10 protein-coding genes, 1 tRNA gene and 1 riboswitch are annotated in these 14,348 nt (G+C 74.3%); of the genes, 8 read left to right on the top strand and 3 right to left on the bottom strand.

Features of this window, described 5'->3' with window-relative positions; all coding sequences use genetic code 11:
* Nucleotides 1-256 precede the first annotated feature (256 nt).
* Nucleotides 257-724, top strand: coding sequence for a hypothetical protein (locus ACZ4W5_RS03970; RefSeq protein WP_465652615.1), 468 nt, complete (start codon nucleotides 257-259; stop codon nucleotides 722-724).
* Nucleotides 721-3,051, top strand: a complete 2,331-nt coding sequence (locus ACZ4W5_RS03975; protein WP_360239073.1) for a xanthine dehydrogenase family protein molybdopterin-binding subunit — start codon at nucleotides 721-723, stop codon at nucleotides 3,049-3,051. Before ACZ4W5_RS03970 ends, ACZ4W5_RS03975 begins: the two co-directional genes overlap by 4 nt.
* A 124-nt stretch (nucleotides 3,052-3,175) precedes the next feature.
* Here the strand turns inward: ACZ4W5_RS03975 and ACZ4W5_RS03980 are convergent.
* A tRNA-Cys gene (locus ACZ4W5_RS03980) sits at nucleotides 3,176-3,247 on the bottom strand.
* Nucleotides 3,248-3,330: 83 nt separating this feature from the next.
* Nucleotides 3,331-3,397, top strand: a riboswitch (guanidine-III (ykkC-III) riboswitch).
* Between the two features lie 44 nt (nucleotides 3,398-3,441).
* Between ACZ4W5_RS03980 and ACZ4W5_RS03985 the strand changes: the two genes are divergently transcribed.
* A complete protein-coding gene (locus ACZ4W5_RS03985) occupies nucleotides 3,442-3,756 on the top strand; it encodes a DMT family transporter (protein WP_360239070.1) in 315 nt (104 codons plus the stop codon).
* Between the two features lie 95 nt (nucleotides 3,757-3,851).
* Nucleotides 3,852-5,291, top strand: a complete 1,440-nt coding sequence (locus tag ACZ4W5_RS03990; RefSeq protein ID WP_360239067.1) for an MFS transporter — start codon at nucleotides 3,852-3,854, stop codon at nucleotides 5,289-5,291.
* Between the two features lie 7 nt (nucleotides 5,292-5,298).
* Here ACZ4W5_RS03990 and ACZ4W5_RS03995 read toward each other — a convergent pair whose 3' ends face one another.
* Nucleotides 5,299-6,606: a polysaccharide deacetylase family protein gene (locus ACZ4W5_RS03995; protein ID WP_465652618.1), complete on the bottom strand. Its 1,308-nt coding sequence runs from the start codon at nucleotides 6,604-6,606 to the stop codon at nucleotides 5,299-5,301.
* A gap of 444 nt (nucleotides 6,607-7,050) precedes the next feature.
* Here ACZ4W5_RS03995 and ACZ4W5_RS04000 point away from each other — a divergent pair, with 444 nt between their 5' ends.
* From ACZ4W5_RS04000 to ACZ4W5_RS04010, 3 genes are read left to right on the top strand one after another with little or no spacing between them, the layout of a single operon-like run.
* The gene (locus ACZ4W5_RS04000; RefSeq protein WP_402486108.1) at nucleotides 7,051-7,692 is read left to right on the top strand and encodes a class F sortase; all 642 of its coding nucleotides are present in this window, start codon (nucleotides 7,051-7,053) and stop codon (nucleotides 7,690-7,692) included.
* Nucleotides 7,689-9,014, top strand: coding sequence for an alpha/beta hydrolase (locus tag ACZ4W5_RS04005; protein WP_360239058.1), 1,326 nt, complete (start codon nucleotides 7,689-7,691; stop codon nucleotides 9,012-9,014). The genes ACZ4W5_RS04000 and ACZ4W5_RS04005 overlap by 4 nt, the downstream gene beginning before the upstream one ends.
* Nucleotides 8,981-11,581, top strand: coding sequence for a rhomboid family intramembrane serine protease (locus ACZ4W5_RS04010; RefSeq protein WP_465652620.1), 2,601 nt, complete (start codon nucleotides 8,981-8,983; stop codon nucleotides 11,579-11,581). The genes ACZ4W5_RS04005 and ACZ4W5_RS04010 overlap by 34 nt, the downstream gene beginning before the upstream one ends.
* Before the next feature lie 79 nt (nucleotides 11,582-11,660).
* Here ACZ4W5_RS04010 and ACZ4W5_RS04015 read toward each other — a convergent pair whose 3' ends face one another.
* Nucleotides 11,661-12,089 (bottom strand): SsgA family sporulation/cell division regulator, encoded by a 429-nt coding sequence (locus ACZ4W5_RS04015; RefSeq protein WP_360239052.1) that lies wholly within the window; start codon nucleotides 12,087-12,089, stop codon nucleotides 11,661-11,663.
* A gap of 310 nt (nucleotides 12,090-12,399) precedes the next feature.
* Between ACZ4W5_RS04015 and ACZ4W5_RS04020 the strand changes: the two genes are divergently transcribed.
* Entirely contained in the window at nucleotides 12,400-14,232 is a 1,833-nt protein-coding gene (locus ACZ4W5_RS04020; protein ID WP_402486245.1) for a DEAD/DEAH box helicase, read from the top strand.
* The last annotated feature ends 116 nt before the right edge of the window (nucleotides 14,233-14,348 follow it).

Here is a 14,348-nt window from a genome sequence, read left to right on the forward strand (position 1 = left end):
CTCCCCCCCCCACCCCCACCCACCCCCCCCCCCCCCCCCCCCCCCCCCCCCCCCCCCCCCCCCCACCCACCCCTCCCCCCCCCCCCCCCCCCCCCCCCCCCCCCCCCCCGCCGAGGGGAACACCGCCCCGGCCGCGGAGACCGGCGCCCCGGCCGCCGCCGAGCCGGAGCCGGTCGTCGAACCGCCCGTCTACGCCGACTCCGAGGCCTGGATCGAGCACGTCCCGCAGCCGCCCGTCGAGCCGGCCCCCGCCCCGGTGCCCGCCGAGGCCCAGGCCCCGCTGCCGGCCCCGGCCCCCGCCGAGCAGCCGTACGGTGACGGCGGCTACGACACCGGCGTGTACGACACCTCCGCGCTGACCGGGATGCGCCCCGGCATCCCCGCCCAGGCCGTCGGCGACCAGGTGTACTACCCCCAGGGCTACCCCGAGCAGGCGTACCAGGCCACCCCCGCGCACGGCACCTACGTGCCGGCCGGCTACCCGGACGGCCACCAGCAGCACACCGGCTACGACACCGGCTACGACGCCCCGGTCTACGAGCCCACCCCCGCGCACGGCACCCCGCTGCCCGAGGCCGTCCACGACGGCACGCCCCCGCACGGCACCCCGTACGCGGACCCGCACGGCACCCCGGCCGAGGCCGGCGTCCCGACCACCGGCGTCCCCTACGGCGCCACCCCCGCCCACGGCATCCGGCTCCCCGAGGACGACCACGCATCATGACGTCGCCTACCGACATCGGCGCAGCACTCCAGCAGGACGGCGGCGAGGGCGGCGCCGCACCGGAGCCCTTCGGCCTGGGCAGCTCCCCGCTGCGCAGCGACGCGCTGCCCAAGGCGCTCGGCATCTACCCGTACGCGGCCGACCTCTGGGCCGAGGGGCTGCTGTGGGGCGCGGTGCTGCGCTCGCCGCACCCGCACGCCCGGATCCGCGGCATCGACACCTCGGCCGCGCTCGCCCTGCCCGGGGTGCACGCCGTGGTCACCGCGGCCGACCTGCCGCCCGGCCCGGACGGCCTGCCGGACGGCGCCCCGGCCGGCCCGATCGTCTCCGACCGCCCGGTGCTGGCCGCCGGCGTGGTGCGCCACCACGGCGAGCCGATCGCCGCGGTCGCCGCCGACCACCCCGACACCGCCCGGCTGGCCGTCGGCCTGATCGCGGTCGACTACGAGCCGCTGGAAGCGGTCACCGACCCCGAGCAGGCCTTCACCGCGCCGGCGCTGCACCCGGACGGCAACCTGTTCCGCCACCTGCCGCTGCGCACCGGGGACCCGGACGCGGCCGGCGAGATCATCGTCGAGGGCCTCTACCAGGTCGGCCGGCAGGACCCGGCCCCGCTCGGCGCCGAGGCCGGCCTGGCCGTGCCGCGCCCGGACGGCGGCGTCGAGCTGCACCTGTCCTCCACCGACCCGCACGGCGACCGCGACCGCACCGCCGCCTGCCTGGGCCTGGAGCCGGACCGGGTCCGCCTGGTGGTCACCGGCGTGCCCGGCGCCACCACCGACCGCGAGGACCTCTCCTTCCAGGTCACCCTGGCGCTGCTGGCGCTGCGCACCGGCCGCCCGGTGAAGATGACCCTCACCCGCGAGGAGTCCTTCCACACCCACGCCTCGCGCCACCCCGCGCTGCTGCGCTACCGCCACCACGCCGACGCCGACGGCACCCTGGTGAAGGTGGAGGCGCAGATCCTGCTGGACGGCGGCGCCTACGCCGACGTCTCCGCCGAGGCGCTGGCCGCCGCGACGGCCTTCTCGGTCGGCCCGTACGTCTGCCCGAACGTGTTCGTGGACGCCTGGGCGGTGCGCACCAACAACCCGCCGGCCGGGCGGATGCGCGGCGAGGGGGCGCTCCAGGCCTGCTTCGCGTACGAGTCCCAGCTGGACCAGCTGGCCGCCCGGGTGGGCGTGGACCCGGTGGAGATCCGCCGCCGCAACGCGATGTCCACCGGCGACCCGCTGCCCACCGGACAGGCCGTCACCTGCCCGGCCCCGGTGAAGGCGCTGCTGGACGCGGTGGCCGCCGAGCCGCTGCCGGCCCTGCCGGTGGACGACCCGGACGCCGAGTGGCTGCTGCCGGGCGGTCCCGGCGGGGCCGGGGACCCGGCCGCGGTGCGGCGCGGGATCGGCTACGCCGTCGGCATGGTGCACATGCTGGGCGCCGAGGGCGAGGACGAGGTCTCCACCGCCACCGTGCGGGTCAGCGGGGACCACGCCACGGTGATCTGCGCGGCCGTCGACGCCGGGCAGGGCTTCGCCACGCTGGCCCGGCAGATCGTGCAGACCGTGCTGGGCGTCAGCGAGGTCTACATCGCGCCGGCCGACAGCGACCAGTCGATCGCCGGGCCCTCCGCCCGGGGCCGGCACACCTGGGTCTCCGGCGGGGCGGTCGAGCGGGCCGCGCTGATGGTCCGCCACCAGTTGCTGCAGCCGATCGCGGCCGACTTCGGGATGTCGGTGGAGCTGCTGCAGATCGCCGACGGCAAGATCACCTCCTACGACGGGGTGCTCGGCATGCCGGTCGCGGAGGCGCTGGAGGGCAAGGAGCTCTGGGCCACCGCGCAGTGCCGCCCGCACCCGACCGAGCCGCTGGACGAGTCCGGGCACGGCGACGCCTTCGTCTCCATCTCCTTCTGCGCGATGCGCGCGGTGGTGGACGTGGACATCGAGCTGGGGTCCGTCCGGGTGGTCGAGATGACCGTCGCCCAGGACGTCGGCCGGGCGCTGAACCCGCGCCAGATCGAGGACCGGATCGAGGCGGGCGTGGCCCACGGGGTGGGACTGGCGCTGATGGAGGACCTCCAGACCTCGGGCGGGGTGATGGCCAACCCCTCGCTCACCGGCTACCGGCTGCCGACCTCGCTGGACACTCCGGAGGTGCGGATCGCCGCGCTGCTGGAGGAGCGGGACGTGGTCGCCACCTTCGGGGCCAAGGCGGTCAGCGCCGTGCCCGCGGTGGTCGCCCCCTCGGCGGTCGCCGCCGCCGTCCGGGCCGCCACCGGGCTGCCGGTGGGCCGGCTGCCGATCCGCCCGGAGGACGCCGTCACGGCCTGAGCCGGTGCCCGGCCGCCGCGCCCGGTGCGGCGGCCGTCGTGCCGGGCTCCCGCGGCGGCCGGAAATGGAACGGGAAATGCGGAATTGCCGGTCGACTTCCAGTCGACCGGCAATTCCGTTTCCGAGGCCGTGGCGGGAATTGAACCCGCGTACATCGCTTTGCAGACGATTCCCTGAGCCACTCGGGCACACGGCCAGTGAATTCAGGATGGCGTACCGGCCGAATGGGGTCAATGACGTTCTGTAAATTCTGTGTGGCAATGTGTGCTACCGTCGGAACAGGTGGTTGATTCCCCCGCCACCCCGGACGAGCGCGTCGTACCCGGTGACGACAAGACGGCGCAGTTCAGCGGCAATCCGGCCGCTGTGGACTGCGGAGGTACGGCCGTCATGGCTTGGCTCGTTCTGATCGTCTCGGGTCTCCTGGAGACCGTCTGGGCGGTGGCCCTGGAATCGTCCAAGGGCTTCTCCCGGCTCACCCCCAGCCTCGTGTTCGGCGTCGCGCTGCTGTTCAGCATGGGCGGGCTGGCGTACGCGATGCGCACCATCCCGATCGGCACCGGCTACGCGGTCTGGGTCGGCATCGGCGCGGTCGGCACCGCGCTCTACGGCATGGCCGTCCTGGGCGACGCGGTGACCATGGCCCGGATCGGCTGCCTGCTGCTGATCGTCTGCGGTGTGGTGGGGCTCAAGGTGCTGCACTGACGCCTGTTCCGGGGCCGGTCCTAGGCCCTGCGACGGATCCGGCCAGGGACTCCGGTCAGGAGTCAAGGGCGCGGACGGCTCTTACGATGTCACCCATGACCACTGCCTCCCCCACCTCGGTCGACTCGCCCTCGACACCCTCCGGAGCCGACCCCGGGGGCGGGGTCATGAGCGGCCGCTTCCGGGCCCTGACGCTCGGGATCGTGTCGGTGGTGCTGGTGATCGCCTTCGAGGCGACCGCCGTCAACACCGCGATGCCGACCGCGGCCCGGGAGCTGGACGGCCTGGGGCTGTACGCCTTCGCCTTCTCCGGCTACTTCACCACCACGCTGTTCGCCCTGGTCGTCTCCGGCCAGTGGTGCGACCGGCGCGGCCCGCTCCGGCCGCTGTTCACCGGCATCGCGGTGTTCGGCGCGGGCCTGGTGGTGGCCGGGACGGCGCCGGGCATGTGGGTGTTCGTGGCCGGGCGGGCGATCCAGGGGCTGGGCGGCGGGCTGGTGATCGTCGCGCTGTACGTGGTGGTCGGCCGGGCCTACCCGGAGCGGTTGCGGCCGGCGGTGTTCGCCGCCTTCTCCTCGGCCTGGGTGCTGCCCTCGATCGTCGGGCCGCTGGTCTCCGGGGCCGTCACCCAGCACCTCGGCTGGCGCTGGGTCTTCCTGGCGGTGCCGGTGCTGATCCTGCTGCCGCTGGCGGTGATGGGCCCGGCGCTGGCCCGCTCCGAGCGGGAGCACCCGGTGCCCAAGGGTGCCGACTTCGACCGCCGCCGCACCCTGCTCGCCGCGATGGCGGCGGTCGGTGCGGGCCTGCTGCAGTACGCCGGCCAGCGCCGGGACCTGGTCGGGCTGCTCCCCGGCGTCGCGGGGGCGGCGCTGCTGGCCCCGGCCGTGCTGGGGCTGCTGCCGAAGCGGACCCTGCGGGCCGGGCGCGGGCTGCCGACGGTGATCCTGCTGCGCGGGCTGGCGGCGGGGGCGTTCCTCGGGGCCGAGGCCTTCGTCCCGCTGATGATGACCACCCAGCGCGACCTCTCGCCGACGCTGTCCGGGCTCACCCTGACCAGCGGCGGGCTGACCTGGGCGCTGGGCTCCTGGCTGCAGGGCCGCCCGGGGGCCGAGCGGTACCGCGAGGCGATGATCCGGGGCGGCTTCGTGCTGACGGCGGTGGCGATCGCGGCCGCCGCGCTGGTGCTGGTCCCGGCGGTGCCGGCCTGGGTGGCCTCGGTGGCCTGGGGCGTCGGCGGCATCGGGATGGGGCTGACGGTCGCGAGCGTCAGCGTGCTGATGATGAAGCTCTCCGCGCCCGAGGACGCGGGGGCGAACTCGGCCGCGCTGCAGATGAGCGACGCGCTGGGCAACGTGCTGCTGACCGGTCTGGCCGGGGTGCTGTTCGCGGCGCTGGGCGGCGGCTCGCCGGTCGCGGCGCACGAAGGCGCCGGGGCCGACGGCTCGCCCGGCGCCTTCGCGGTGATCCTGCTGGTGATGGCCGCGGTGGCGGCGCTGGGGGCGCTGCTCGCCGGGCGGGTACGGGTCCGGGCCTGACCGGCGGTCAGGAGGCGGTGGCGGTGGCGGTGGGGGAGGCGGCCGGCGGCGCGGCCGGGGTGCCGAGGAAGGCCTCCCAGCCGCCGGCCGGGGACTGGCCCGGGCCGAGGCTCTGGAGCTTGCGCAGCACCGCCGGGTCCTGGGCGTCCAGCCAGTCGACCAGCTGGCGGAAGGAGACCAGCCGGACCTCCGGCTTGCCCGCGATCGACTTGAGCACGTCCTCGACGGCGTTCATGTAGATGCCGCCGTTCCACTCCTCGAAGTGGTTGCCGATGATGTACGGCGCCCGGTTGCTGTTGTAGGTGCGGTCGAAGCCCATCAGGTAGGAGTCCCGGGCCTGGGCCTGGAAGCCCGGGTAGAGCGCCGGGTCGGCCTTGGTGTTGGGGCCGCACTGGTTGAACATGATGTTGTAGTCCATCGACAGCACCTGGAAGGTGTGCCCGGGGAAGGGGATGGCCTGCAGCGGGAGGTCCCAGAGCGCGCCGCCCTGGATCTTCTGCGGCCAGACCTGGGTGCCGTTGCCGCTGCTGTCGTAGCGCCAGCCGCGCTTGACGGCGGTGGGCAGCAGGTTGCGCTGGCCCTCCAGGCAGGGCGTGCGGCTGCCGATCAGCTCCTTGCGGTAGTCGAAGGGCAGGGCCGGCAGGTCGGTGAAGCCGGTGTTGGTGCGCCAGCTCGTCACGAACTCCATCGCCTGCTGGATCTCGCTCTCCCACTCCTCCGGGGACCACGCGCCGACGCCGGTGGGGCCGCAGAAGTGGCCGTTGAAGTGGGTGCCGATCTCGTGGCCCTCCAGCCAGGCGGCGTGCACGTTCTCCAGGGTGTCGTGGATGTGCTGGTCGCTCAGGTAGCCGATCTCGGAGGCACCGACCTTGTGCTGCGGCGGGCGGTACAGGTCCTTCTTGGACTCCGGCAGCAGGTAGAGGCCGCTGAGGAAGAAGGTCATCGAGGCGTTGTGCTCCTGGGCCAGCCGGCGGAAGCGGGCGAACAGCCCGTTGTCGAGCTCGCCGGCGCCGTCCCAGGAGAAGACCACGAACTGCGGGGGCCGCTGGCCGGGCTGGAGCCGGTCCGGGACGGGCTGGCGGGGCTGGGGGCCGGTGTCGGAGGTGGAGCCGTCGCCGAGCAGGACGGTCTGCGGCTTCTGCGGGACCGCGGCCGGGGTGGCGCTCTGCCCCTCGGACGCCGGGGTGGCCGGGGCCGCGCCGTCGGCCGCGTGCTCCCCGCCCCCGCCGGCCCGGTCGCTGCCGCAGCCCGCCGCCAGGGTGGCGGCGGTGGCCGCTCCGGCGGCCAGCAGGGTTCGGCGGGAGAGCGCGTCCATGGTCACTCCGTTCGTGAGGTGTTCGACGGGCGGGCGGAGTCCGGCAGGCGTGCGGGGTGCGTGCGGCGCGCGGGGGGTCCGGTCGGCCCGGAGGGGGTGGAGCCCGTGACCGGGTCAGGATGGCATGTGGACCGGAACGGTCGTAGAGGCGCAGCGAACGGTCGCAATCGATCGCCCGATTGACGCAACCGAAACGGCGGACCGAAACGTCGAAGGTGTTCGTACGGGTGGGGGCCGGGTGGGGGCGCCGCATCCGGACGCGGAAGCGGAAGGTCACTTTCCGTGGCCGCGCACCCACTCCGTGCAGGTCCGAAGCCGTCATCCCTGCCGATCGGCGGGTGCGGATCGGGCCGTCGTGAGGACGTGCCCCAGGGTCCGATCCGATTGAATGAGTTCCCAGCAAACTCTCAGGAATGGGATCCGGGCCGGCAGAAGGGAGCACCCGTGGGCGACCGGCAGAGCAGCAGCCCCTGGCCGGGCACCCTGGCGGCCGGCGCCGCCCTGGTGCTCGGCGCCTGGCTGCTGAACGGCGGCGGCTCGCCCGTACTGCCGCCCGCGCCGAGCGGACAGTCGCTGTCGGGCTTCGCCCCGGTCTCCGTCGTCCCCCCGCTCGGCCCGTCCGCCCCGACCCGGATCCGCATCCCGGCCGTCCGCCTGGACGCCCCCGTCACCGAGCTGGGACTGGACCCCGACGGCCACCTCCAGGCCCCGCCCGCGGCCGACCGCAACCTCGCGGGCTGGTACCGCGGCGGCGCCAGCCCCGGCCAGCGCGGCACCGCCATCCTGGCCGGGCACGTCGACAACAAGGCCGGACCGGCCGTCTTCTACCACCTGGGAGCACTCCACCGGGGCGACCGGATCGAGATCGCCCGCGCCGACGGCGCCACCGCCGTCTACCAGCTGTACGCCATCGAAGTGCACGACCGAAAGGACTTCCCGGACGACCGGGTCTACCGCCAGGCCGCCGACGCTCAGCTGCGGGTGATCACCTGCGGCGGCGCGTACAGCGAGGAACACGGCTACGAGGGAAACGTCGTCGCCTACGGATTCCTGGCCGACACCACACCGCCGGGCAAAGCCGCATGACCACGCTCACCCTCGCCAGCCGCTGGAACCCGATCGACTGGCCGCTCACCCACGGTCCCATCCCGCAGGCCGTCCTGCTGGCCGGCTGGGCCGCGCTGTTCGCGCTCGCCGTCGGCCGCGGCCGCAGCTGGTGGCGGGTCCGGCTGCCCGCCGCGCTGATCACCGCGGCGGCGCTCAGCCTGCTGCTGGAGGTCGTCGTCGACGGCTGGTGGCACCCCTTCCCGGAGGGCACCCCCCGGTACGTCACCTGGTGGATAGCCGTCGCCCTGCTGGGCTTCTGCCTGGCGGGGTACCGGATGCGCCGGCTGTCCTGGCCGCGCCGGGGCCTGGCGCTCGGCCTCAGCGGGCTGGTCCTGCTGATGGCCGCCTCCGAGGTGAACACCGGCTTCGGCCAGTTCCCCAACGGGCGGGTGATGCTCGCACCGTGGCTGACCAGGACCGAGGGCCTGGTCGCCGCCAAGGTGGCGCAGACCGTCTCCGCCCAGCCGCAGCAGGTGCTGGAGGAGGTCTGGCAGCCCCCGGCGAACCTGCCCGACAAGGGCACCGTCTCGGTGGTCCCGATCCCGGGCCTGCGGTCCGGCTTCAAGGCCCGGGACGCGTACGTCTACCTCCCGCCCGCCTACCAGGCCACCCCGCGGCCGCTGCTGCCCGTGGTCGTGATGCTCCCCGGCCAGCCCGGGCAGCCCGGGGACTGGGTGCTCTCCGGGCAGATCAACGCGGCGATGGACGCGTTCGCGGCCGAGCACCACGGCCTGGCGCCGATCGTCGTGATGCCCGACCAGCTCGGCTCGACCTGGGCCAACACGCTCTGCCTGGACTCGAAGATCGCCAAGGTGCAGACCTACCTCGCGGTGGACGTCCCCCGGTGGGTCCAGCAGAACCTCCAGGCCGCCACCGGCCCGAAGGCCTGGGCGATCGGCGGCGCCTCGATGGGCGGCACCTGCGCCCTCCAGCTCGGGGTCAACGCGCCCGACGTGTACGGCACCGTGCTCGACATGTCCGGGCAGGAGGAGCCCACCCTGGGCACCCGCGAGGAGACCGTCAAGGCGGCCTTCGGCGGCGACGGGAAGAAGTTCGAGGCGGTCGACCCCGCCCATGTGATGGCCCGCCGGAAGTTCCCGGACACCAGCGTCGCGCTGGTCGTCGGCGAACACGACGGGGAGTTCAGACCGCAGATGGAGAAGGTCTACCAGCTCGCCCAGGAGGCCGGTATGAAGGCGAAGTTCGAGCTCATGCCGGGAGGTCACGGCTGGGTCGTCTTCCGCCCGGGCATCGTCCGGCAGATACCGTGGCTGGCCCAGCAGACCGGCCTGACCCGGTGATCGGGACGGCGGCGCGCACCGCCAGGGGGCGGGAGCGCGCGGAGGGGCGGGACGCGCAGGGCGCGCAGCCGCAGGACGCCCACCTGGCCCCGGTCACCCCGACGCCGGAGGCCGGGCCGCAGCGGATCCGCCGGGCCGTCCGGGTGCTCGGCGACCGGCTGCGCTCGGCGCCGCTGACCCTGGCGCTGCTGGCCGGGCTCTGGGCCCTCGGCGCGGCGACCGGCAGCCTGTCCGGCGGGCCGTCCGGGCGGCTGCTCGCCCGGGTCGGCGTCGGCCTGCCCACCCTCGGCGAGGGCCGCTGGTGGACGCCGGCCAGCTCGCTCCTCTTCTCCACGGGCATCGGCTCGTACGTCTTCACCAGCCTGCTGCTGCTCCTGGTCGGCCCGGCCGCCGAGCGCCGGTTCGGCCGGCTGCGCACCCTCGCGCTGCTGGTCGGCGGGCAGGTGGCCGGCACCCTGCTGGGCACCGGGCTGGTCGCCTTCGGCTCCTCGGCCGGGGAGCAGTGGACCGCCTCGGTGGCCGACCAGACCTCGGTCGGGCCCGCCGTCGGCCTGTTCGCCGTGGCCGGGGTGCTCGGCTACCGGCTCACCGTCCTCTGGCGCCGCCGGCTGCACCTGCTGGTGCTGCTCGTCCCGCTGGTCATGACCCTGTACGTGGGGCACCTGCAGAGCGTCCAGCGCTGCGCCGGCGCGCTGTTCGGCCTCGGCCTGGGCGCCCTGCTCAGCCGCGGCCGGCCGTACCTGCGCGCCCACCGCTCCTCGCACGGCGAGACCCGGGTGCTGGTCGCGCTCTGCCTGGTCGCCGCCGCCTGCGGGCCCCTGATCGCCTCGCTGTACGACAACGCCAGCGGGCCGTTCAACACCTTCTCCGAGCTGTACCTCTCGCACCGGCTCAGCCCCGAGGAGGTGGCCGACTTCTGCGCCGCCTCGGCGCACGACTGTGCCCGGGCGCACGCCGTCGAGCGGATCTTCGACACCCCCGCCCGGCTGATGGCAGCGCTCTTCCCGGCCCTGCTGCTGGTGCTCGCCGAGGGGCTGCGCCGGGGCCTGCGGTTCGCCTGGCGGATCAGCGTCGTCACCGAGGTGCTCTGGGCCGCGCTGCTGGCCTGGCTGTACTTCGAGGCCGGGCCGGTCGACGGGGACGCGGTGCAGTACTTCGTCGAGGCGATGCTGCTGCCGCTGCTGACCACCGTGCTGCTGCTGGCCACCCGGCAGCGGTTCCGGCTGCGGCTGGCCGGCCGGGCGGTGCGCCGACTGGCCGCCGTGGTCGGCGGGGCCGCGCTGGTGGCGGCGGCCGCGTACGTGGGCCTCGGGCGGCTGGTGGCCGGGCAGTTCGAGCCGGGGGCAGGCGTGCGCGGGCTGGTGAGCGGGCTGCCCGCCCAGTTCCTGCCGCCCGCGTACAACGACCTGCTGCCGGACTACCCGATAGCCGTCGGCCCGATGGCGCTGTTCCTGGAGACGTACTGCGGGCTGGCGTTCTGGGTGGTCGCGCTGCTCGCGCTGCTGTCGGCGTTCCGCCGTCCGGTGCTGCGCACCGACACGGCGGCGGCCGCCCGGGCCCGGGCGCTGCTCGCCCAGCACGGCGGCGGGACGCTGTCCTTCATCACCACCTGGGAGGGCAACCACTACTGGTTCGACGAGCGGGGCCGGGCGGCCGTCGCCTACCGGGTGGTCGGCACCGTGGCGCTGACCACCGGCGACCCGTTCGGCGCCCCGGAGGAGCGGGCCCGGGCGGTGGCCGGATTCGCCCGCTACTGCGACGCCCGCGGCTGGACGCCGTGCTTCTACAGCGTCTGCGCCGAGACCAGGGCGGCGGCCGCGCAGCTCGGCTGGCGTTCGGTGCAGGTCGCCGAGGACACCGTGGTGCCGCTGCCGGAGCTGGCCTTCACCGGCCGCAAGTGGCAGGACATCCGCACCGCCCTGAACAAGGCCGGCAAGCAGGGCATCACCGCGGAGTGGTGGACCTACCAGGAGGCGCCGCTCGCGCTGCGCGACCAGATCCGGGCCATCTCCGAGGAGTGGGTCTCCGAGAAGGGCCTGCCCGAGATGGGCTTCACGCTCGGCGGACTGGAGGAGCTGGACGACCCGGACGTGCGGGTGCTGGTCGCGGTGGACCAGGACCGGGTGGTGCACGGGGTCACCAGCTGGATGCCGGTGTACGAGGACGGTGTGCCGGTCGGCTGGACGCTCGACTTCATGCGGCGGCGCTCGGACGGCTTCCGCGGCGTGAGCGAGTTCCTGATCGCCTCGGCCGCGCTCGGCTTCAAGGGCGAGGGCGCCCGCTTCCTCTCGCTGTCGGGGGCACCGCTGGCCCGCGCCAGGCAGGACGAGGAGCCCGCCGGTCTGCAGCGGATGCTGGACTGGATGGGCCGGGTGCTGGAACCGGTGTACGGCTTCCGCTCGCTGCTGGCGTTCAAGGCGAAGTTCCAGCCGGAGTACCGGCCGATGTACATGGCGTACCCCGACCCGGCCGCGCTGCCCGGCATCACCAGGGCGATCGGCAAGGCCTATCTGCCGCACCTCACGGCGGCGCAGGGGGTCCGGCTGATGCGCAAGCTGTCCGGCTGAACCGGGTGATGCGCAAGGAGTCCGGCTGAACGGCTGAACGGCTGACCACCCGCCCCGGAGGCGAGCGGGCGAACGGCCGTCAGCCGAGCAGCTGGGCGAGGGCGCGGTCGGCGTCCAGGTGCAGGTGCTCCTCGCCCTCCGGGACGAGCAGGCGGCTGCGCCACAGGAACCGGCGCAGGTCCCCGGTGTCGAACCGGAGCAGCGCGGTGCCCTCCGGGGCCCGCAGCTCGACCATGGTGCGCCGGTCGAGGGTGGGGCGGACGTGGACGTCGCCGACGCCGGCCGGCAGCTCCAGGCCGGCCGAGAGCAGCTGACGGGCGAACACCCAGACGATGTCCTCGCCGGCCCGCTCGTCCGCGGGCCCGTCCAGCGAGAACTCGGCCGGGAAGGCCATCCGGACCGCGTACGGGTCCTCCGGCAGGTACGACAGGACCACGCGCAGCCGGGCGGAACGCTGCGGGGAGAGGATCAGACGGGCCTGGACGGTCTCTTCGACGGCGGAGTACAAGGGGTGGGTCCCTTCGTTCGGCGCGGGCCGCCCGACGGCAGGTGGGGTTGGGGCGGCCTCACCCTGGTGAGAGTGCCGGGGGCGGTGGGGATTACCCGGTTCCACGGGTGAATCGACGTGACCTGCGTCACATCGATTTCCGGCCGTCCGGGCCCGGCGCGGAGCCCGTCCTGGAGGTCCGAGCGGCGCCGGGCCGGTAGGCTGGGCGGGTTGTCCGATCGCCGCCCGACCGCGGGACGGGGCCGCAAAACCGCCTCTGACCTGCGATGATCCCCCCTCGGAGACCGTGAGTACTGCCGCCGCCTCCTCGATGCCGCTGTTCTCCGACGCACCGGAGCAGCAGGAGCCCGCCCGGGTCGTCGGCCACGCCGCGCCCGCCGCCTCGCACCACCTCTCCCCGGCCTTCCCCGGTCGTGCCCCCTGGGGCACCGCGGGCAAGCTGCGGGCCTGGCAGCAGGGTGCGCTGGACAAGTACATCGAGACCCAGCCGCGGGACTTCCTCGCGGTCGCCACCCCGGGCGCCGGCAAGACCACCTTCGCCCTCACCCTGGCCTCGTACCTGCTGCACAACCACCTGGTGCAGCAGGTGACCGTCGTCGCCCCGACCGAGCACCTGAAGAAGCAGTGGGCCGAGGCCGCCGCGCGGATAGGCATCCGGCTGGACCCGGCGTACTCCTCCGGCCCGCTCTCCCGGGACTACCACGGCATCGTGGTCACCTACGCGGGCGTCGGGGTCAACCCGATGCTGCACCGGAACCGGACCGAGGCCCGCAAGACCCTCGTGATCATGGACGAGATCCACCACGCCGGTGACTCCAAGTCCTGGGGCGAGGCCTGCTTCGAGGCCTTCGAGCCGGCCACCCGCCGACTGGCGCTGACCGGGACGCCGTTCCGCTCGGACACCAACCCGATCCCCTTCGTGGCCTACGACGCGGGCAGCGACGGCATCCGCAAGTCCATCGCCGACTACACCTACGGCTACGGGCACGCGCTCGCCGACCACGTCGTCCGCCCGGTGATCTTCCTCAGCTACAGCGGCAACATGCGCTGGCGCACCAAGTCCGGGGACGAGCTGGAGGCCCGGCTCGGCGAGCCGATGACCAAGGACCTGATCGCCCAGGCCTGGCGCACCGCGCTGTCCCCGCAGGGCGAGTGGATCCCCTCCGTCCTCCAGGCCGCCGACCGCCGGCTCACCGAGGTCCGCAAGGCGATCCCGGACGCCGGCGGACTGGTGATCGCCACCGACCAGAACGTGGCCCGCGCCTACGCCAAGATGCTGCGCGAGATCAGCGGCGAGAAGGTCACCCTGGTGCTCTCCGACGAGGCCGAGGCCTCGCAGCGGATCTCCGACTTCGCGGCGGGCACCTCGCGCTGGATGGTCGCGGTCCGCATGGTGTCCGAGGGCGTCGACGTGCCCCGGCTGTGCGTCGGGGTGTACGCCACCTCGATCTCCACCCCGCTGTTCTTCGCCCAGGCCGTCGGCCGCTTCGTGCGCGCCCGCAAGCGCGGCGAGACCGCCTCGGTGTTCCTGCCGACCATCCCGATGCTGCTGGGCTTCGCCAACGAGATGGAGCTCCAGCGCGACCACGTGCTGGACCGGCCGAAGAAGGAGGGCGACGGCCTCTTCGACGAGGAGGACCGGCTGCTCGCCGAGGCCGAGCGCGCCAACGACGGGCCGGACGGCGCGGGCGGCGAGGAGTTCTCCTACGAGGCGCTGGGCTCCGAGGCGGTCTTCGACCGGGTCCTGTACAACGCCATGGAGTTCGGCATGCAGGCCCACCCGGGGAGCGAGGAGGAGGAGGACTACCTCGGCATCCCGGGCCTGCTGGAGCCGGACCAGGTGCAGATGCTGCTGCAGAAGCGCCAGCACCGGCAGATCCAGCGCAGCAAGACCAAGCCCGCCGAGGAGGCCGACCTGCTGGAGCTCCCGGCCGAGCAGCGGCCGGTGGTCACCCACCAGGAGCTGCGCGAGCTGCGCAAGGAGCTGAACGCGCTGGTCGCCGCCTGGCACCACCGCACCAACCAGCCGCACGGCACCGTCCACAACGAGCTGCGCCGCCAGTGCGGCGGGCCGCTGACCGCGCAGGCCACCGCCAACCAGTTGAAGGCGCGGATCGCCAAGATCCGGGAGTGGGCGAAGTAACGGTCCGGCAGGCGATCCGGGCCGCCAGGGCAGTCCTGGGCCCGGACCGCCGCCCCCCCGGGGTGTCCGGACATCGGACCGGGGTCGAACTGGCGCCCTGGTCGGGCCGGTGGATC

The organism is Kitasatospora sp. NPDC029367, assembly GCF_055569135.1.

What these genes read in the sequence shown, in the direction of transcription:
- ACZ4W5_RS03975 (WP_360239073.1), top strand. Translation starts at nt 721, where the DNA reads ATGACGTCGCCTACCGACATCGGCGCAGCACTCCAGCAGGACGGCGGC.
- ACZ4W5_RS04020 (WP_402486245.1), top strand. Translation starts at nt 12,400, where the DNA reads ATGCCGCTGTTCTCCGACGCACCGGAGCAGCAGGAGCCCGCCCGGGTC.
- ACZ4W5_RS04005 (WP_360239058.1), top strand. Translation starts at nt 7,689, where the DNA reads ATGACCACGCTCACCCTCGCCAGCCGCTGGAACCCGATCGACTGGCCG.
- ACZ4W5_RS03985 (WP_360239070.1), top strand. Translation starts at nt 3,442, where the DNA reads ATGGCTTGGCTCGTTCTGATCGTCTCGGGTCTCCTGGAGACCGTCTGG.
- ACZ4W5_RS03995 (WP_465652618.1), bottom strand. Translation starts at nt 6,606, where the DNA reads ATGGACGCGCTCTCCCGCCGAACCCTGCTGGCCGCCGGAGCGGCCACC.
- ACZ4W5_RS03990 (WP_360239067.1), top strand. Translation starts at nt 3,852, where the DNA reads ATGACCACTGCCTCCCCCACCTCGGTCGACTCGCCCTCGACACCCTCC.